At 69.4% G+C, this 18,457-nt stretch carries 13 protein-coding genes, 1 pseudogene and 2 CRISPR repeat arrays; of the genes and pseudogenes, 5 read left to right on the plus strand and 9 right to left on the minus strand.

Annotated features, from left to right (window positions below; all coding sequences use genetic code 11):
- Nucleotides 1–9: 9 nt before the first annotated feature.
- From cas1e to OG574_RS10715, 8 genes and pseudogenes are all read right to left on the minus strand, one after another.
- Nucleotides 10–946: pseudogene (gene cas1e / locus OG574_RS10680) on the minus strand (type I-E CRISPR-associated endonuclease Cas1e); the annotation flags it as partial.
- Nucleotides 943–1,719 (minus strand): type I-E CRISPR-associated protein Cas6/Cse3/CasE, encoded by a 777-nt coding sequence (gene cas6e, locus OG574_RS10685; RefSeq protein WP_326772976.1) that lies wholly within the window; start codon nucleotides 1,717–1,719, stop codon nucleotides 943–945. The gene cas6e and the pseudogene cas1e, both read right to left, overlap by 4 nt.
- Nucleotides 1,719–2,441 (minus strand): type I-E CRISPR-associated protein Cas5/CasD, encoded by a 723-nt coding sequence (gene cas5e / locus OG574_RS10690; RefSeq protein ID WP_326772977.1) that lies wholly within the window; start codon nucleotides 2,439–2,441, stop codon nucleotides 1,719–1,721. The genes cas6e and cas5e overlap by 1 nt, the downstream gene beginning before the upstream one ends.
- On the minus strand, nucleotides 2,438–3,631 hold the full coding sequence (gene cas7e / locus OG574_RS10695; RefSeq protein ID WP_326772978.1) for a type I-E CRISPR-associated protein Cas7/Cse4/CasC: 1,194 nt from the start codon (nucleotides 3,629–3,631) through the stop codon (nucleotides 2,438–2,440). The genes cas5e and cas7e overlap by 4 nt, the downstream gene beginning before the upstream one ends.
- Nucleotides 3,632–3,640: 9 nt before the next feature.
- On the minus strand, nucleotides 3,641–4,336 hold the full coding sequence (casB, locus tag OG574_RS10700; protein ID WP_326772979.1) for a type I-E CRISPR-associated protein Cse2/CasB: 696 nt from the start codon (nucleotides 4,334–4,336) through the stop codon (nucleotides 3,641–3,643).
- A complete protein-coding gene (gene casA / locus OG574_RS10705) occupies nucleotides 4,333–6,024 on the minus strand; it encodes a type I-E CRISPR-associated protein Cse1/CasA (RefSeq protein WP_442816808.1) in 1,692 nt (563 codons plus the stop codon). Before casA ends, casB begins: the two co-directional genes overlap by 4 nt.
- Nucleotides 6,017–8,944, minus strand: a complete 2,928-nt coding sequence (gene cas3 / locus OG574_RS10710; RefSeq protein WP_442816809.1) for a CRISPR-associated helicase Cas3' — start codon at nucleotides 8,942–8,944, stop codon at nucleotides 6,017–6,019. Before cas3 ends, casA begins: the two co-directional genes overlap by 8 nt.
- A 228-nt stretch (nucleotides 8,945–9,172) precedes the next feature.
- Nucleotides 9,173–9,810: direct repeats of the CRISPR family, unit length 29 nt; unit sequence GTGCTCCCCGCACCCGCGGGGATGGCCCC.
- Between the two features lie 194 nt (nucleotides 9,811–10,004).
- Nucleotides 10,005–11,351, minus strand: coding sequence for a hypothetical protein (locus tag OG574_RS10715; RefSeq protein ID WP_326772982.1), 1,347 nt, complete (start codon nucleotides 11,349–11,351; stop codon nucleotides 10,005–10,007).
- A gap of 137 nt (nucleotides 11,352–11,488) precedes the next feature.
- Between OG574_RS10715 and OG574_RS10720 the strand changes: the two genes are divergently transcribed.
- The 5 genes from OG574_RS10720 to OG574_RS10740 all read left to right on the plus strand — a co-directional run bounded on the left by OG574_RS10720 (nucleotide 11,489) and on the right by OG574_RS10740 (nucleotide 15,932).
- A complete protein-coding gene (locus OG574_RS10720) occupies nucleotides 11,489–11,878 on the plus strand; it encodes a DUF6415 family natural product biosynthesis protein (RefSeq protein WP_326772983.1) in 390 nt (129 codons plus the stop codon).
- Nucleotides 11,875–12,096, plus strand: coding sequence for a hypothetical protein (locus tag OG574_RS10725; RefSeq protein WP_326772984.1), 222 nt, complete (start codon nucleotides 11,875–11,877; stop codon nucleotides 12,094–12,096). Before OG574_RS10720 ends, OG574_RS10725 begins: the two co-directional genes overlap by 4 nt.
- The gene (gene tgmB, locus OG574_RS10730) at nucleotides 12,093–13,073 is read left to right on the plus strand and encodes an ATP-grasp ribosomal peptide maturase (RefSeq protein ID WP_326772985.1); all 981 of its coding nucleotides are present in this window, start codon (nucleotides 12,093–12,095) and stop codon (nucleotides 13,071–13,073) included. Before OG574_RS10725 ends, tgmB begins: the two co-directional genes overlap by 4 nt.
- Nucleotides 13,070–14,155: a methyltransferase domain-containing protein gene (locus OG574_RS10735; protein WP_326772986.1), complete on the plus strand. Its 1,086-nt coding sequence runs from the start codon at nucleotides 13,070–13,072 to the stop codon at nucleotides 14,153–14,155. The genes tgmB and OG574_RS10735 overlap by 4 nt, the downstream gene beginning before the upstream one ends.
- Nucleotides 14,156–14,358: 203 nt before the next feature.
- Nucleotides 14,359–15,608: a CRISPR direct-repeat array (repeat unit 29 nt; unit sequence GTGCTCCCCGCACCCGCGGGGATGGTCCC).
- A gap of 102 nt (nucleotides 15,609–15,710) precedes the next feature.
- A complete protein-coding gene (locus OG574_RS10740; RefSeq protein ID WP_326772987.1) occupies nucleotides 15,711–15,932 on the plus strand; it encodes a DUF397 domain-containing protein in 222 nt (73 codons plus the stop codon).
- Nucleotides 15,933–16,939: 1,007 nt separating this feature from the next.
- Here OG574_RS10740 and OG574_RS10745 read toward each other — a convergent pair.
- Nucleotides 16,940–17,920: a replication-relaxation family protein gene (locus OG574_RS10745; protein WP_326772988.1), complete on the minus strand. Its 981-nt coding sequence runs from the start codon at nucleotides 17,918–17,920 to the stop codon at nucleotides 16,940–16,942.
- Nucleotides 17,921–18,457: the final 537 nt, after the last annotated feature.

Genomic DNA, 18,457 nt, shown 5'->3' on the forward strand with positions numbered 1-18,457 from the left:
CGTCGAGGATTCGTCGGTTCCGCCGTAGTTGCGGCCCGCCGCAACTACACGGTCGTGGTCGGTTTGTAGCGTGACAACATCCGCGGTGTCGCTGGCGGAGGATGTTTCAGGCGCGTGAGGGATGAGAAGGCGCTTGATGTCGCTGACGCAGCGGTCGAGCAGGGCTGTTTCATTGAGACGATCACGAAGTGCGAGAGCCGACGTCCTCTTCGTCCTCGGCTGCCGTGTCGAAGGCAATGGGGATGCCGATCTCGGTCTCGTAGAGGTCGGCGATGTCGAGGACGAAGGACAGTTCGTGGCCGGAGTGCACGAAGCCAAGTGCGGGACTGCACCCGAGGGACGTGACGACGGCATGGGCGATGCCGTACATGCATTGGGCTGCGGCGGTGATGGCCTGGTTGACGGGGTCGCCGCTGGTGAAGTCGCCTGGGGTGTAGCGGCGGCCGTGCCAGGGGATGCCGGTGCGTGCTGACTGGGTGCGGTAGCAGTCTTTGAGGCGGCGTCCTTCGTGGCCGAGGAGTTCTTTGCGGGTGAGGTCGGAGGGGTCCTCGTCGGGGAAGCGCAGGCGGTACATGGCGCGGGCGACGGCGAGTCGGCTGCGGGTGTTGGCCCATTGCGTGGCTTGTGCTTCGGCGAGGGCGGACGAGCGGGTCAGGGCGCGGCCGGAGGCGTAGTAGCGCACGCCGTGTTCGCCCACCCAGCAGACGGCGGCACCGGTTTCTCCAAGGACGCTCATCGCCTGGTGGGTGATGCGGGTGCCGGGACCAAGAAGCAGGGTGCTGATGGTGGCCGAGGGGATGTGGGTGGTGCCGTCGGCGTCCTGGGCGGTGATGGCGTTGGCGTCGCGGTGGACGGTGCAGCGTTCGAGATAAACGAAGGACAGTCGCTCGCCGGTGCGCGTGAGTTGGCGTGGAGTGAGGGCGGTGCGGCGGGAGACGGTGGTCACGGTGTCGCCTGTCGGGGCAGGGGGGCGAGGGTAAGTAGGCCGCAGCCGTAGGCCTTTGCCTTGCCGAGTCCTTGGGTGAGGGTGCGGCGCAGGAGGTCGGGGTCGGTGACCTCGAGGCGGCCGTCGAAGGTGACGGTGACGAGGCTGACGGGCGGTTTGCGGCCGACGGGTGTGGTGGCTCGGGTCTTGTCGAAGGCGCGGTTGCGCTTGTCGTGGACGGTGAGTTCGTAGCGGTCGCCGGGGTGCGGTTGTTGGGTATGGGTGGTGTCGTGCGGCAGAAGACGCCGGTCGTCGGGCTTTTGCAGGATGCGGAAGCCGCAGGGTTCCTGGCGTTTGAGGAGCCAGCCCATTTGGTGGACGGGGGTGAGGTGGGCGGTGCGTTTGGTCGGCTCGTCGTCCTTGCGGCGGATGTGGTGGACGGGGTTGGCCGTGAGGCGGAACGCCCACTGGCCGCCGACTGTGAGGCGGTCGAGGAAGGGGCTGTAGGGGCGGCTCTCCCATCCGGGGGCAGCGGGTTCGGCGGCGGCGGGCCAGCCGGCTTGTTCGACGAGGTGGGTCAGGTCGGGCCGGTGGGGGCTGACGAGGTAGAGCATGACTTCGGCGTGTTGGGTGTGGTCCAGGCGCCACAGGACGCGTGGGCCGCCGCTCTGGGGGGTGCTGGGCAGCAGGGTGGGGAAGGACGACATGACGGCGGCGTGCATCACCTGCGGTGAGGACAGGAGCCGGCGGGCTCCGGGGCGTGCGGTGTTCACGCGGAAGCGGGTGAGGAACATCAGGCGCTCTCTTCCTCAAGGCCGTCGAACGGGTCGTGCGGGGGCAGTTGGCGTCCGTTGGCGATGGTGAGGTGCACGCGGTCGGTGACGACGGTGCGCAGGGCGTGGCGGCGGTGGGCGGCGGCGAAGCTGAGGGGCTGGTCGCGCAGGGTGTCGGTGTCGGTTTCGTTGCTGTGTGCCTCGCGCAGCACGGTCAGTTCGATGCCGGTCTGGTTGCGGTGCTGCCTGCGGTACCAGCCGGAGGCTTGCCAGGGCTCGGTGCGCAGGGCGTCTTCGAGGGTGGTGTCCGCGTGGAGGTTGAGGTCGACGGGTTGGGCGGGTGGGCAGGAGCGGCGGCCGAGGAAGGGGGCGTAGACGGGGTTGCGCAGTGCGGCGTGGAGGGTGGCGAGGAGGGTGGTGTCGTTGCCTTCGAGGGCGGCGACGAAGACGGCGTCGGCGAGGTAGAACCGTTCGGACAGGGGCATGGATTTGCCGCTGACGGCGTGGTGGGCTGTGTGGAAGTCGCGTGTGCGGGTGCCGGGTTGGTCGATGCGGACGCCGAATCTGAGGGCTGCCAGGGGCTGCAGCCGGGCGTCGTCGCCGCGTTCGATGCCGGCGGCTGCGGCGAGCATGCCGATGATGCCGCTTTTGGTGGGGGCGGATTCGGTGGTGCGCCGGGTGAAGCGGGCGGAGGCCCCCCAGGACTGCAGGGGGCCTGCGAGGCGGAGGGTGAGCACGCTCATGCGGGCTTCTCCAGGCGGTCGGTGACGGTCTGGCCCACCGCGGTCAGGAGTGTGCTGAGGCTGGGGGTTTCGGTGCCGATGCCGGAGAGTTCGGTGGTGTTCGGGCCGACGCGTAGGACCCAGGTGTGGGTGGAGTCGGCGTTGCCGTAGGCGCGTTCGAGGTCGGGGATGTACTGCGCGAGGCGGTCGCAGGCCTCGCGGACGTGGCCGCCCAGGTCGCCGCGGACGGGTTCTTCGAATGCGGCGACGAAGCTGACGGGGCGGGTGGTGCGCAGGGTGACGATGACGGCGTCGGGCAGGGTGTGGTGGCCGAAGGTGTTGATCTTCCCGGTGGGCAGGGAGGCGATGAAGCCGTGGACGAAGGCTTCGACGGCACGACGGACCGGGGTGGTGGGGTGTTCTTCTTCGCGCAGGCCGTGGCCGAGGTTGGCGGCGAGCTGGTGGACGGAGAGGGCGGCGTAGCGGTAGAGGGTGGCGGAGTTGAAGTCGACGGTGCCGATCATTCCGGCGCCGGTCTCGGCGTCGGTGTTGGTGTCGTCGACGGCGGTGTAGTAGTCGGATTCGGCCTCGACGCGGTGCACGCTGAGGGCGTGGGCGACCTGGACTGCGGCGTCGACGCCGAGGTCGGCGGCGTCGGCGACCATGCGGCCGAACAAGGAGATGTCGACGGAGTGGTGAGTGTCGGCGATCTCCTTGGCGCGGTCCTTGTTCTTCTTTTCCTTGAGGAAGCCGGTGATGTCGGCGGCGCCGTCCAGGGCAAGGCGGGCGAGGCCGTCGAGCTGACGGGCGCTGAGGAAGACGAGGTACTTGGCCTCGGGTGCCGGCTCGGGCTCGCCGTCCTTCGCGGCGGCGGCCTTGCGCTTGGGGGTCTCGGTTTTGAGGCCGGTGGCCTTCACGGTCTCGTCCGCAATGCGCAGGGCGCTCTCGCCGTCGAGGGAGGGGTCCAGGGTCGTGATCCGTTCGGCGACGGCTTCCACGATCTTCTTGGTGCGCACCCCGAGTTCGCCGGGGTCCAGGAGGTGCTCGTCGCGGAAGTAGGTGCGGGTGGCGCGCTTCCATGCCTGACTGGAGACGCGTGCGCGGGGAACGCCCCCGTAGACCGCGCTCTTGGGCGCGCCGGTGTCGTCGCGGTTGAGGTTGCTGGGCGGGACGGTCTGCAGGGCGTGGACGTCGAGGAAGATGCGGTTCACGAGGAGTCCTTATTCGGTGTCCGGGGTGCGGGTGTCGCCGACGGCGGTGGGCGCGGTGTTGCCGGGGGTGGTCGCTGTGTCGCCGGGGCTGGTCCGGTCGGGGCGGGTGTGGAAGGAGCGGCCCCATTCGCGGCGCACGGTGTCGGGTCCGCCCGGGTGTTGCCAGGTGTAGAGCTGTCCGGCGAGCAAGGCGTAGTCGAGAGCGATGCCGTCACGGCGCAGTAGGAGGACGATGTCGCGCAGGCGCTGGGCGAGGGCGGTCAGGTCGGGCGCGGTCCCGGCGCGGACGAGGCGTTTACGCAGCGGTTCGTCGATCTCGCCCAAGGTCATCATGCGTCGCACGGCGGCTCCGAGCCCCCGGCCGTTGTCCGGCCGGTCGGCCTGGTGCATACCGATCGGACGGGACTGCTGGTGCAGGGCCCACAGAGTGAGGGCGGCATGCAGAGCGTCCTCGGCACGCACGAGTTCACCCTCGGTCAAGGGCCGGGTTCCTGCTGGGGGCTGGTGCAGGGGGGCGGTGTCGATGAGGCCCCACAGGTCGGGCAGTTCCCCGACCTCGCGGCCGGCGCCACGGCGCAGCCGGGCAAGGTCAGCCACTTCGCGGGAGCGGTCGGCGAGGTAGCCGCGCTGCAGGCGGGCTAGGTGCTGTGCGGCGAGGTTGGTGACTTGTGTGCGTGGACGGACGGGTGCGGGGGTCGTGGTCATGCGGGTGCCTTCGCAGTGTCGGGTGCGGGCGCCGGGCCCGCGTCGGATGTGGCGCCGGACGGCTGGGGCTGGCCGAGGGCTTTGGTCAATGCGCTGCGGAACCACCGCTCGGCGAGGGCCGAGTTGAGCCACTCGGTGCCCCTTTTCAGCTCGATAGTCCTGCCCTGCCAGGCGGCCTCCCCGGCTGCGTCCATGAGCCTCTTCCCCAGCTGGACGGCGATCTCGTACACCTGCTGCTGCCACACCAGCCGCTGCTCGTGGGGGTCGTCGGCCTGCGCGAGGCGGTGGAGCCAGTGCCGGTTGGGGCTCTCCAGGGCGGCGTAGGCGTGCTCGCGTGCGATGGCACGCGGTCCTTCGCCATCCAGACCGGCGGCGCGGGCCAAGTTCGTGGCCAGATCACCGAGGGCGTTCACCGCACGGTCAGCGTCACCGACGGCGGCGATGGCCTGCTCGGCGTAACGGCGGTCCTGGTCGTGCAGGAGGACGACGGCCATGGCGACGTGGTCGTCGACGATCTCGTCAATCACGGACTGCTGGGTACCGTACTGCGCCGCGACGACCCGGGCGCGAACGAGGAACCCGCGCTCAAGTTCTCCTTCGGTGACCAGCCGGGCTACCCACTCCAACACCGCCGGCCGCAAGAAGGACGCGGCTTCGCCGCCCTGACCGCGGGCCGGTTCCGTGGCGACCAGGGAGGCGATCCCCCGCCAGGCGGCACGCTCGGGATCGTGCTCGCGCGGCAGATAGACCGGGCTCTCACCGAGCTTCTTCTCCTGGACGGTGCTGCGCCGCCAGGCAGTCATGGGTTCACGGTGGTGCCGGTTGCGCGAGTGGAGGGGGTCGCCGTAGCCGAGGACGACCCCAGTGACGCCATGCTCGTCGAAGTGCAGCCGTAGACGACGGCTCTGCCAGGTATACAGATCACGGACCCCGGTGGGAGCACGGTCAACGCCGCCCGGGCCGTACGGCTCGCGCCGCCAGGCCGGCGCATCGTCAGCGTCGATCTCAAAGTTGGCGGTGTCGGCGGCCACGAGATTCAGCAGCAGCGTCTCGCGCAGGGTGCGGCCCTCGGCGAACACTCCACCGAGGTTGCCGGCCCAGCCGACCCCCAGCGGATACACCTTTCCGCTCCTGGCCCGACCGTCGCCCACCGCCCCGGTCTTGATACCGGAGGTGTCAAAGGCGTGAGCGTGAACGGTCCAGCGGGCGGCCTCGGCGAACGTGAGCCGCTCCACGCCGGGCATCCGGGCGGAGAAGAACGGCTCCCCGTTGGGGACGTCGGCCACGATCCGGTTCAGGGAGAACACCTCGTCCTTCGCCGTCCGCAGGCTGGCGGTCTGGAAAAACGGCCTCACCGGTTCCAGCAGATCGAACCGGACGGCATGGGTATCCAGATACGGGCCCACCGGCGTGAAGCACTGCTCATCGCCCCACAGGTCGGACCAGTCGTCGATGTCGCCCGGCCCCTGCAGTGCGTCGTGGGCCAGCGCCAACAGCAGCCGCAGCAGAGCGAACTCCTGGGTCGGCAGGTCACCGACGATCCTGCGCAGCCGGCCCGCCTGCTCGAACACCTCCCGCAGCGATAACTCCCGCTGTATTCCGTCACGGTCCAGGACAGGGATCCACGGCCTCGTGGTGAGGTCGAACGACAAGCCATTACTGCCAGGGCCGGGATGGGATTCAGGCACGGGTCACCTCGAGACCATCGCTTGTGCTGTAGCGGAGAGCGAAGCCTGCCAGGCGGGTCTGACAATCCTCGTCGAGCGCGAGAATCAGCTGGCCCGCGAGCCAGTGACTGTCCTTCATCTGCCATGCAGGAACGTAAAGTTCCTCCAGTTCGCCGATCGCCTGGTCCATCGTCTCGGCGTTGCTGAACTGCATCGGCAGCCGCAGTCCGCAGGACGCGGCCGCGCGGGCCGCGGCAGGGGCCGGCACCTGGTCCGTGGGCAGTTCGAGTCCTGCGAGTGAGCGGCCGTCACGGTCCGCCTCGAGCCAGGGCACCGTGGTGAGGGTGTTGTCGGAGCGGCGTTGCACGACGACGACTTCCAGGCTCTCGCGGCTGTCGCGCACCTGGGCCCGGCCCTGGCGGGTGTCATCAGCGTCACCGACCCCGGCGGCGACCCAGCCGAACAGCGGCTGGCCGGGGCGGGCCGCCGCATCAAGACGGAAGACCGCTGCGCGCTCGGCTTGACCGGCACGGTGCTCCAGATGCTGCAGCCTGGCCGCCTCAACGTCCTGCACCCACTCACTCGGGACGTCGGCCTGCTCGGCATAGGCGTGCTGCACCAGTCGGCTGATGTCGGCCGGTAGCCGCACCGGGCGTGCTTCTTTGTCGTCCAGGTGAGGCAGCAGCGCGGCCGCAGAGCGCAGCAGGGCATAAGCCCCATACACGGCGACAGACCCGCGCACCGGCTTGGGCACCGTCTGGGTCCAGTCGACGCCGGTAACCAGGCAGCGAGGCCTGCGCAGCCGCTCCGGGCGGTCGGCCTGCGCCCTGTCGGGGCGCAGGTGGCGGTGGAGACGGCCCATGCGCTGCAGCATCAGGTCGACCGGGCACAGGTCACTGACCAGCAAATCGAAGTCGACGTCCAGCGACTGCTCGGCCACCTGACTGGCGACCACGATGTGCCGGTCCGGCCGCCGCGTCGCCTTGGCCGGCGGCCCGAAGCGGCGCAGCAGGTCGGCGTCCTTGGCAGCCCGGTCGACGTCGATGAAGCAGGAGTGCGCCACACTCACCTGCGCATCCCCGAACCGCTCACGCAGTGCCGCTGCCGTGTCCAGGACACGGCGCACGGTGTTGCGCACGACGAGAGCGCAGCCGCCGCGCGCGAGTTCACTCTCCAGCCGGCCGGCAAGAACATCCAGATCATCATCGATCCGCTCCACCTGCACGTCCACGCCACGACCCGACGCGACAGGACGACACAACACCGGCAACCCGCCCGGCGCGACCGCCGTCACCAAGGGATACTCACCGGCCTCGGCAACAGCGCCGAAATCGGCAGCCTGCTGCCCTGCGGCCGTACCCGCATACGCCGCGACCAGCTCGCGGCGCCGACCGGCCGGCAAGGTCGCCGACAGCACCACCACCGGCACCCGATAGGCACCCAGCCAGGACAGCACCCGGTCCAGGTAGACGCTCATGTACGTGTCGTAGGCGTGCGCCTCGTCGATCACAACGACCTTGCCCGCCAGCGCGAGATGACGCAGCGCCAAGTGACGGCTCTTGAGTCCCGCGAATAACAGCTGATCGACCGTGCCCGCAACGAAAGAGGACAGCATGGCCTTCTTCCGACCCCGCAGCCAGGCATGCGCCACCAGCTCCGGACTCGCCCAACGCCTGGAATGAGAAGGCCGCCACAGTTCCGCTTCGGCCGTCTCGTCCAAGTCGACAGCCTCAACCCTGTGGCTGTGCCGCATCAACTGTGCGAAGTCTCCGTTCAAAGCCGCCTTGGAGTGGGCCAGAAGCACCGAGTACCGCGCTCCTTCAGGCGCGGGCAGACGCTCCAGCCAGTCCAACAGCCTGGGAAACATGGCGTTTCCGGTGGCCATAGTCGGCAGCGCGAAGAACACGCCGCCCGCACCGGACCGCGCAGCGAAAACCTCCGCGGCCGCGAGCGCAGCCTCCGTCTTGCCCTCCCCCATCGGCGCCTCAATCACCAACAAGCCCGGCTCGCTCATCGTCCGCGCGACCTCAACAGCCCTCTCCTGAACCGGCCGAACCCCGGCACCAGGCGGCAGAGCGAAGCGGGATCCGAACAGCTCCTGAACATCCCCAGTGGGCATCTGGGCTTGCCAGCCGCCGGGCAGATCCAACCCTCTCCACGCCGCGGCAATGCGTTCCTCACCGGAGCGAGGAACATCCTCGGGAAAATACGGGAACAGGTCAGGATTGCTCGCTATCCAATCGCTCACGATCACCAACGCCGTGAGCAGAACCTGCGCCGGCTGTGGAAGCTTCACCGACCGCCACGCGCCCAGGCGTTCACCTGCACCGAACTCGTCCGCGCACGCCTCGAGCAGCTCCTCCTGCACCCGCCGCCACAGCGCAGAACTCGCGCCCGGGCTTCGCAGCAACTCGGGCCGGGCATCCAGTGCAGTGATCTGGCCGTGCTCCGGCGGCACCCCGTGATGGCCCCCCACCACCACCGTGAACTGCCCCGACTGCCTGCGGGTCCAGCCGTGGCGCTCCTCGAGCCACTCCCCCAGCAGCACCTGCCCGGCCAACCCGTGCGGGGCCAGCTTCCGGTCCGCGCCCATGGCCGCCCCCGACCGCATCTGCAGCCCACGGCCCCGCATCACGTCGGCCAGCGAATCGACCTGGCAGGCGAAAGCCGGCGTCGCCTTCCCGATGTCGTGAATCCCTGCCAGCCACACAGCAAGCCGTCGGGCATCCGCCTCGCCCCCGGGCAGGACACCCGCGATCAACCGCCGCACGGAAGACGACAGCCACTCATCCCACAACCGCCCCGCCACAGCGGCACTGTCCTCCATGTGCCGCCACAAAGGGAGCCACCCCTCTGCATCCCGGTCGTGCTTCGCCCACACACTGAGCACCGGGCCACCCAGTCTCGCCCGCAACCCGGCACGAACCCCCACACCAGTCATGCCAGATGAATATCCCCAACAGCCCCACGATGTAGGCAGATTCACAAAAATAAGCCGGAAACGTCCCCCGAACCGAACCTGCCTCACTCACAACCGGCAACACGTAAAGTCACTCCCCCACCCACAAACAGCCAGACAAAGGAATGGGAGGCAATTTCCTGTATGTCAGGGTCATCAAAAGTTGCCGGAAACAAGCCTACCCACGCTCAATAACGCAGGTCAGAAAGAGTGCTCCCCGCACCCGCGGGGATGGCCCCCATCCCCCTCATTGGCTCTCCCTCCTGTGCGAGTGCTCCCCGCACCCGCGGGGATGGCCCCGATGCCGGGGCAGTCTTCCGAGAAAGAACGTTGTGCTCCCCGCACCCGCGGGGATGGCCCCGAGGGCCGACCGGTTGAACTTCACCTTCTGGCGTGCTCCCCGCACCCGCGGGGATGGCCCCTGGCCGGAACCGACACCGTGCTCCGTGTCGTGTGCTCCCCGCACCCGCGGGGATGGCCCCGTCACGATCTGCGGTCCGACCGAGACCCGTGAGTGCTCCCCGCACCCGCGGGGATGGCCCCGCGAGCGCCACGTTCAAGCTGAAGCTGACGCTGTGCTCCCCGCACCCGCGGGGATGGCCCTCGCGCGCCGCGTCGCAGGCCCGTTGACCTTTCGTGCTCCCCGCACCCGCGGGGATGGCCCCGCCGGCTCGGAACTGGTCCTGCGCCCCCGGTTGTGCTCCCCGCACCCGCGGGGATGGCCCCGTGCAGACCCCCGGAGGCCGTTTCGTCCCAGAGTGCTCCCCGCACCCGCGGGGATGGCCCCCGCCCTCAGTCGGGCCCGAGCCGAGTTCGGCGGTGCTCCCCGCACCCGCGGGGATGGTCCCGCGTGCTTGACTGATTGCGTGGCTGAGAGGGCTACGTCTGTCTCCCGCGATTGGGTCCGCACTTGCCTGGTGACCCCGGCCGGGTACGAGAGCGCGCCGATTCTGGGCAGGGATAACGGAGTTCACGTCCTACGCCACTGGCTGCTCCTTCAGGTTAGGCGCCAGGCGGTGGTCCCATGGGAGTGGCCCGCTGATCAGGCTGCCTTGGCAGCGGCGACCTCGCGCGCACGTCCGGCGAGTTCGCGCACGGGCCGCGCTGTCGCGTGCTGCCTCAGCTGGCTGCGCATCGTGGTGAAGTGGTCGTCGCCCCGGGCGGACGACACGTGCTCGTAGTCGTCCAGGAACCTGCCCCACGACGCACAGGCAGCATCCAGATGCCCGTACGCAAGCTGGCGCTGCGCCAGCACGGCATACGAGTGCACGCGGCCCTGCCGCTCCTGCGCGGGCTGCAGCCGGATCGACTGCTGTAGCGCTTTGATGGAGCCCGGCAGGTCCCGCTCCTCAACCAGTACGTGGGAGACGTGGAACAGGTACGCGGTCTTGTCATAGCCGCCGATCGCGTCGCGCCGGTTGTCCGCTTTCGACAGGGCTGTCTCGGCCTCGCGGAGCCGCGTGTGCGCCTGGTGGCGGTCGCCGACCATCGATGCGGCATGGGCCTGCTGTCCGCGCAGGAACGCCACCAGTCGTGGCCCTGCCGACGGTGCCGCCTCCGCGGCTGCATCGGCCAGTTCCAGGCTCTTGGCCCCGTAGCTGAGGTTCGAGGCTTGCAGCGACATCCCGCGCAGCGTGCGGCAGTACGTCACGTGGTCCTCGGCGTCCTGCGCCAGTTCGAGCGCCTTGACGTAGTAGCGCTGGCCCATCCCGTGGGCCTTTTCATACATGGCCATCCACCCGGTCAGATACGTCAGGTCGGACGCCGCCGCGAGCATGTCCTTGCGGACCCGTTCCGTGGATTGGGCCCTGAGCCACGGCCCCACGGTGTTCACCAGGAATGCGCTGGCCATCGGCATCGCGTGCCCGGCGCCGAGCTCGTCGAGGATGTCGGCGATCCGGTCCGTCATCGTGCGCACCGACTGCACCTGCGACGCACCGATACGGGTTGTCGCCTTGCCGGGCGACACTGCGTCGGCGTGGGCGGGCGGAGTGAACGCGGGGACGGCGAGCGCGGCTGAGAAGACAGTGGCGGCCAGCACGCCGCGGCGGGATGGATCCATCGTGGCCCTTCCGAGGTCGATCAACTCCTCGACAGTGTCAAGCCCCTGGGCGGTGACGATCGACGGAGCGGGTGTCAGGCCGGCCTCGGCATGGGTGACCGGCCGAGCGAGCCGCGCGGAGAGCGCCTCGACGATCAGAGCCCTGACCTCGGGCTTCGGTGGCGTCCCGGCGATCCAGTGGGCCACGGCTGTGCGGTCGTACGTCAGTTCCAGACCCGCCTGCGGGCCGAGGCGGTTCACCTGCTGCGCCAGCTGCGTCCGCGTCCATTTCGCCTGGTCAAGCAGTTCGGCGAGGGCGGTGTTGGGTGTGCGGTTCCGAGCGGCCATGTCCTCAACTCCCGACAGCATCCATGGCGTTCACGGTGTTCACGGTCCCACCGGTCTTCCACAGTACCGGCGGAGTGTGACCGAGCGGTTAGCTCTTCACCAGACACCGAACGATCTCGGCCTCCGGGGGAGTCACTATGAGCACTGCGAGCAAGACCCGCACCGACGCCCCCGACGGCCTCGACACCGGCGCGATCCGCGCCGCGGTCGCCACGGCCTTGGCTCCTGGTGTCGCTATGCCCAGCCGGGTGTCGATCGACGCCGGATGCCGCAGCCTCCTGCAGCACCTGGAAGACCTCATGGGCGAGGACTACGACGTCGGCCGCCGACCGGAGGCGCGCGCCCTATACACGGCCGCGTCCGATGTCCTGGACAAGGCCCACCGGCCCACCGCCGAGTCCAGCCAGTTCTCGGCGTGGCAGTACACGAGGAATCTGGCCGCGCTCGTCGGCGCGTTCCTCGACCTCTACACCGCTCAGCAAGCGGCGCAGCACGTGCGCCCGACTCACTCTGGAGGACAGCGATGACGAACGCCCTGATCCCCTTCGCCGCGAAGGCTGCGGCGCCGCCCTGCCTGGTGACCACGTCGATTGCGGGCGTGGCCTGGAACGAGAAGCGTCAGCTCAACGAGCACGCGGACGGGACCCCTTGGTACACCGGTCAGATGGCCGCGTCGACCACGGACACGAACCTCGACGGCCAGGGCGACGACGTCCAGGACCCGTACTACGCACCTGCGTCATGACCGGCGCCGCCCGCCCTGTGCTCGTCGTCGCCGAGCACCTTGACGCGGCTGCCGACATGGTCGTCGACCAGCTCAACCAGCGGCAGATTCCCGTGGTCCGCCTCGATGCCGCCGACTTCCCCCAGCAGCTCACCCTGACGGCCACGCACGAGGCGGCCGGTGCGGGCTGGAGCGGGATGCTGGACGACGGGCGCAGGACGGTGCGGCTCGAGGATGTCCGGGCCGTCTACTGGCGGCGGCCCGGACGTTCTGCGATCGATGCCGCTGTGCCCGAGCCCTATCGCACGTGGGCGAGGAACCAGGCCGATGCGGCGATGCTGAACCTTCTCGCGGCGCTGCCGGGAGTGCGCTGGATCAACGATCCGCACCGTGACCGGCTCGCCGCGCACAAGCCGCAACAGCTGCTCGCCGCGACCCGCTGCGGCCTGAGGGTGCCGCGCAGCCTCATCACCAACGACCCCGTTGCCGCAGCCGCGTTCGCCAAGCAGATCGACGGCCCGCTGATCTGCAAACCGCTCCTCGGCGGCCGCCTCGACGTGGGCGAGGAACGTCAGCTGATGGTCGCCACGCATCAGGTCGACCCCGCCGACTTCGACGACACGATCCGCACGACCGCGCACTACTTCCAGGAACGCATCACCAAGGCCTTCGAGGTGCGCCTGGTCGCCGTCGACGACCGTGTTTTCGGCGGCACTCTGCATGCCTCGTCCGAACAGGCAGCCATCGACTGGCGCACCGACTACGAGCACCTCGACTACAACACGATCGATGTTCCCGACGACATCGCCACGGCGGTGCGCCGCTTCCTCGCCTACTTCGGCATCAGCTTCGGATCCTTCGACTTCGCGGTCACTCCGGAGGGACAGTGGGTGTTCTTCGAGAACAACCCCGCCGGTACCTGGGCCTGGGTCGAGAACCGCACCGGCTTGCCGATCGCCGCCGCGCACGCCGACTATCTTCAAGGAGCCATCTCATGAACTGGCCCGACACCGACACCGCGGTAGCGCTGCGCCAAAAGTACGCCGCCGATCTGGTCGCCGACCCGGACGATCCCTGGCACCGAGCGTTCGCAAGTGTCCCCCGACACGTCTTCACACCCCGCTTCTTCATGCAGCCCTCCGGCCGCTGGCAGCCAGTCAACTGGGGCGACCCCGGCTATCTAGAGACCGTGTACTCGGATGCGGCGCTGACCACACAACTGGACGAACTCGGCATCCCGACGAGCTCGTCGAGCCAGCCGTCGCTGATGCTCGCCATGCTCGAAGCGCTCGACGTCCACCAGGGGCAGCGAGTCCTCGAACTCGGCACTGGCACCGGCTACAACCTGGCCCTGCTCGCCGCCCGCCTGGGCGACAAAAACCTCGTGAGCGTGGAGCCGGACACACAGCTCGTCGACCTCGCGCTGCGCCGCCTCGAACAGGCCGGGTACCGCCCCGTAGTCATCGCCGGCGACGGCACCCTGGGCCACGTCCGCCGCGCCCCCTACGACCGGATCATCGCGACCGTCGGGCTCACCCATATCCCGCCCGCCCTGCTCGACCAGGCCACCCCAGGCGCAGTGCTCGTCGCGCCGCTCGGCTACGGCCTCGTCCGTCTGGTCCTCACCGGAACCGGTCACGCCTCCGGCCGATTCCTCAAGCCCCCAGCCCGCTTTATGGCCGTGCGCGGCCCGGCCACACACCCCGACCTGGATACTGTCCGCGGCGAGAGGCCTACCTCCACGACGATCGCGCTGGAGGATGTCCTGGACCGGCTGACGTTCGCGATGTCGATCGCCCTGCCCGGCTACACCTCCAGCTCGTGGCACGACGACAAGGGGCAGCTCGAGGCCGTCGGCCTGTGGCTACCGGACGGCTCCACCGCCGTCGCCGACGCCTCGGGCCATGTCCGCCAGAGCGGCCCGAGCCGCGTGTGGGACACCGTCGAGGACCTCGCGAAGACCCTCCCTCCGCACATCGACCGGCCGGACTTCTGCGTGACCGTCACCCCGATTCGGCAGACCGTCACCTACGGCGAGCCCAGCGGACCGAGCTGGCATCTGCCTTCCACCGGCCAGTGAGGCAGCGCCTGTTCGCCCTCGCTATCCTCCTGGCCGCGGCCCCCGCACCGAACCTGCCTCACTCACAACCGGCAACACGTAAAGTCACTCCCCCACCCACAAACAGCCAGACGAAGGAATGGGAGGCAATGTCCTGTATGTCAGGGTCAGCAAAAGTTGCCGAAAACAAGCCTACCCACGCTCAATAACGCAGGTCAGAAAGAGTGCTCCCCGCACCCGCGGGGATGGTCCCGGCATTCCCGCGACCGGCCACGGCCCTCACGAGTGCTCCCCGCACCCGCGGGGATGGTCCCTTGTTCGGGTTCACGACGGAGTCCGCCGAGCTGTGCTCCCCGCACCCGCGGGGATGGTCCCGGCATGTACATGGCGGCGATCGGACACGTGAAGTGCTCCCCGCACCCGCGGGGATGGTCCCCGCACGGTCTTTAACGACGAGCCCATGGACTGGTGCTCCCCGCACCCGCGGGGATGGTCCCACGACCGTCGCCGAGGCGGCCGTCCTGTCCCTGTGCTCCCCGCACCCGCGGGGATGGTCCCTGGTCGCTACTGGCGGGCTCCTTCTGGCCGGAGTGCTCCCCGCACCCGCGGGGATGGTCCCACCACCCCCAGCCCCCACAAGACCGGTAGGGCGTGCTCCCCGCACCCGCGGGGATGGTCCCCGCGAGCTCGTCCGCCATAGCCGGCGTCAGGTGTGCTCCCCGCACCCGCGGGGATGGTCCCGAGGCGCTGGAGCGCCGGATGGGCGTCCGTGTGTGCTCCCCGCACCCGCGGGGATGGTCCCGCCTCACCCCCAAGACCCTCCGCACCGCCCTCGCGCTCCCCGCACCCGCGGGGATGGTCCCCGCGCACCGCCCTTGGGGGAGGTGACGCGGGGGTGCTCCCCGCACCCGCGGGGATGGTCCCGACAGCAGGCCGCGACGCATCACCCTCGCCGAGTGCTCCCCGCACCCGCGGGGATGGTCCCGAGGGCCGCCTGAACCTGCGTGGCCTCGCGTCGTGCTCCCCGCACCCACGGGGACGGTCCCCCACGCGCAAGGAGTCGACTCCCAATGAACGTGTGCTCCCCGCACCCGCGGGGATGGTCCAACTGGCGCTGGACCGGCACTGTCAGCGCGAGCGTGCTCCCCGCACCCGCGGGGATGCTCCCTGGACGCAGGGGGATCCGCACAACCCCAACGTGTGCTCCCCGCACCCGCGGGGATGGTCCCTCCGCGTCCGCGTCCCGTACGACGGGCCGAACGTGCTCCCCGCACCCGCGGGGATGGTCCCGAGGGGCAGGGCGGCGACGTCCTCACCAACGAGTGCTCCCTGCACCCGCGGGGATGGTCCCGACGGACTGTGCCTGCGCGCGGGGGACTTCCTGTGCTCCCCGCGCCCGCGGGGATGGTCCCCCGCCTCGTCCCTCACACGGTCGACGGCGAGAGTGCTCCGCGCACCTGCGGGGATGGCCCTCTGTCGGACCTCAAGCAGGACACGACGGGCTGGTCGCCTCGGCACTGTCGAGCGACAACTCGCAGGCACTGATCACCCGCAGAATGGAAGAAGGAACCAGTCCATGAACCACCACAAGGCCCAGCTGTACGCCCTTGACCTCTCCGACGCCGACTGGACCAAGTCGTCCTACAGCGGCGGGGAGAACGACTGCGTTGAGATCGCCGTCCTGCCCGGCGGCGCCCGGGCCGTGCGCGACTCCAAGCACCCCGAGCGTGAGCCCCTGCGCTATACGGCCACCGAATGGGCAGCCTTCCGACAAGGCGTGATCGCCGGAGAGCTCTGACCAGCATCAAATGCAAAACGGCGCCTGCTTCCCCCGAACCAACCGCGGGAAAGCAGGCGCTCCCCGCACCCACGGGGATGGTCCCGGCGAGCCCTTCAAGGTCGAACTCCAGATCGCGTGCTCCCCGCACCCGCGGGGATAGTCCCGCGCAGAACGTGGCGAAGTTCCTGGACACCAAGTGCTCCCCGCACCCGCGGGGATGGTCCCCGCCATGATGAGACCGGCCTTCCGGCGCGGCTGTGCTCCCCGCACCTGCGGGGATGGTCCCGCGTACGTGAACGAACGCGTGGAAAAGAGGGCTGCGACTCCGCAAGTGAGTCGGCACCTGCCTGGTGACCCGCCATCTCCACGTCCAACCATGGCTCCCCGACTCTTCCTGGAACCGGCCGATGGCCTGCTGCACGGCGAGTGCCGTGGCCACCGTCAGCCGCCTCTCCTGGATCTCCGCCCAGGCAGCGCGTGGTGCACCCTGCCTCCGTCCCCCTTCCCGCGGCGGCCCGTCTCATCGGGCCGCGAGCGCGGAGGCCCCCGGCCGACGCGCAACAAGACAGATCGCGGCTCCGAACCCCGAGCACGCACGCGCCGGCCCGGTCCTGCCGTCTGCTCTTTCTCTCCTTCTTCTTCCTTCCCCACCTGTTGCCAGGCCGGAGTGTGCGTGAGAGGGGTTGTCGGCGAGACCGGTCCGCCCGTACCAGTGGTCCTGACCTGCCGTTTTCCTCTCTCAAGCGGTGGAGGGTGCACTAGGGGCTTTGAGGCCTGCTTTGCGGGTGACTTTGCTAGTGGCTTTGAGGGCTACTTTGTCGGCGATGCCGGCGCTGGCGGCCGTGGGTGCCCGGGCGGGTCGTCACAGCAGTTCAGCCTCCCTCGCCCGGGCACCACGGCTCCGTAGTGAACGGCTCGATCATGACCTACACCGGTTACTGGTCGGTCGCTTGATCGCCGTCGACTTCCGTCCAACTGCCCGGCCGATCCCGGGCAGTGGGGTTGTTCGTCTGGCTTGCGTGCCGTCACATGGTGAGCGATGAGGGAAGGCCCAGTGCCTGGTCCAGGGACTGGGGACTTCCGCCGCGGGCTGCGTTCCACCAGGTCTGGCCCCACGGTCCGCGCTCTTGCAGGCGAGTCAAGGTGGTGCCGAGGACCGGGAACGGCGGCTTGAGGTTGTCTACTAGATTCATCACGACCGCGGCCCGGTTGAGGACGCTGGATTCGCTGCGTCCACTCAGTACGAGGGCGACCGCCGGCTGCTGATCTTCGGGCAGGTGCCAGCGAGAGCGCCACCACAGGCTCCCCTGCTTGTCGCGGCGCTCGAAGTACTGCTGGTAGCGGCGGATCTTGGCCACGACGCGTTCGGGCGCCATCGTGGAGCGGTCGACTTCCACGAACATCAGCGGCAGCTGATGCTCGCAGGCGATGACGACCAAGTCGGCCTGCACCGAGCCGTATGCCGGCTCCGCGTCGGTGCCCGTGACCGGCAGGCCGACCTCGGTGCTCATCGCCCCCAGACTGCCGACACCGTGCGGGCGGTTGTCCACCACGGCCTGATCGGCAGGGCTGAGACGGTCATAAGCGCTTTGCGTGGGGCGGGGCTGCAGCAGTCCCAACACGGTGGCGTTGACGTCCAGAGCATGCGCGGCGCCGTGAGAGGCAGCGCCCCTCGCGATCGAGCCCATCTCCGCCAGCGGCCGCTCCAGCGCGCGGGCGGACGCCTCCAGCCCGCTGGGAGTCAGCCCGTACAGCTTGTTGCCGGCCCTGCTGCGGCCCTCTGAGATCACGAGGCCGTGATGCGCCAGGTCCAGGGCGGCATTGCGGTGCGCGGCCGTGCGGCTGCCCCGATTGTTCGGGGCCGGGTGCCGGTAGGTCAGGTGCGGGCGTGTGAGCTCCTGGATCTGCTCCGCCGTCGCCACCTTCAACACCCCCAAAACTCGCAGGATGTCCTCACGCAGCGGAGCCGTCGACCCATACGGCCACAACGCACTCTTCGATGCCATCAACACCACCCCCGGCACTGCCTTTTGATCCGTGATCAGTGTGTCAGGGGTTACGGGCTCAGGTCGATCAAGCGGGCTGCCCCGCTTCCGCCTCACCATCTGCTCGGCGCCGCCGGCCCCTACAAAACAGCGACTGTCGACGAACTCCGCACCCGTGCCCTGCATCTCGCCACGGCCGGGCCCGCCACGGTCGCGGCCTGCTACCCGGTAGGAGCCGCGTCGGTGACAGCACCGATGACGTCGCTGGCCATCGGGCGGCGCTGGGTTCCTCCGAATCCCCCTGTGCTGTTCACTGCTCACTCCATCCGTCCGGGATCCGCATCCCGACTGGGGTTGTGGATCTTTGGTCCATGTCGGAGTTGACCCGGCAGGGCACACCGAAGGCCTACTGGGGTGAGAGCTCCGCGATCACAGTCCGTCACAGCCAGCCGGTGCGTACACCAGTAGGCGTCTCGCTGCACCGCGCCGCCGGACACCACTGCGCACCGTTGCGCACTCGCCTGTCGCCGCCTGCGCAACGGCTCGCGGATGGTTGCG

Origin of the sequence: Streptomyces sp. NBC_01445 (assembly GCF_035918235.1) — a bacterium.
Lineage (GTDB): Bacteria > Actinomycetota > Actinomycetes > Streptomycetales > Streptomycetaceae > Streptomyces.

Coding starts and splice junctions, on each gene's coding strand:
- OG574_RS10740 (WP_326772987.1), top strand. CDS start 15,711: ATGAACCACCACAAGGCCCAGCTGTACGCCCTTGACCTCTCCGACGCC.
- casB (WP_326772979.1), bottom strand. CDS start 4,336: ATGACCACGACCCCCGCACCCGTCCGTCCACGCACACAAGTCACCAAC.
- OG574_RS10725 (WP_326772984.1), top strand. CDS start 11,875: ATGACGAACGCCCTGATCCCCTTCGCCGCGAAGGCTGCGGCGCCGCCC.
- OG574_RS10745 (WP_326772988.1), bottom strand. CDS start 17,920: ATGGCATCGAAGAGTGCGTTGTGGCCGTATGGGTCGACGGCTCCGCTG.
- cas6e (WP_326772976.1), bottom strand. CDS start 1,719: ATGTTCCTCACCCGCTTCCGCGTGAACACCGCACGCCCCGGAGCCCGC.
- OG574_RS10720 (WP_326772983.1), top strand. CDS start 11,489: ATGAGCACTGCGAGCAAGACCCGCACCGACGCCCCCGACGGCCTCGAC.
- tgmB (WP_326772985.1), top strand. CDS start 12,093: ATGACCGGCGCCGCCCGCCCTGTGCTCGTCGTCGCCGAGCACCTTGAC.
- OG574_RS10735 (WP_326772986.1), top strand. CDS start 13,070: ATGAACTGGCCCGACACCGACACCGCGGTAGCGCTGCGCCAAAAGTAC.
- cas3 (WP_442816809.1), bottom strand. CDS start 8,944: ATGACTGGTGTGGGGGTTCGTGCCGGGTTGCGGGCGAGACTGGGTGGC.
- OG574_RS10715 (WP_326772982.1), bottom strand. CDS start 11,351: ATGGCCGCTCGGAACCGCACACCCAACACCGCCCTCGCCGAACTGCTT.
- cas5e (WP_326772977.1), bottom strand. CDS start 2,441: ATGAGCGTGCTCACCCTCCGCCTCGCAGGCCCCCTGCAGTCCTGGGGG.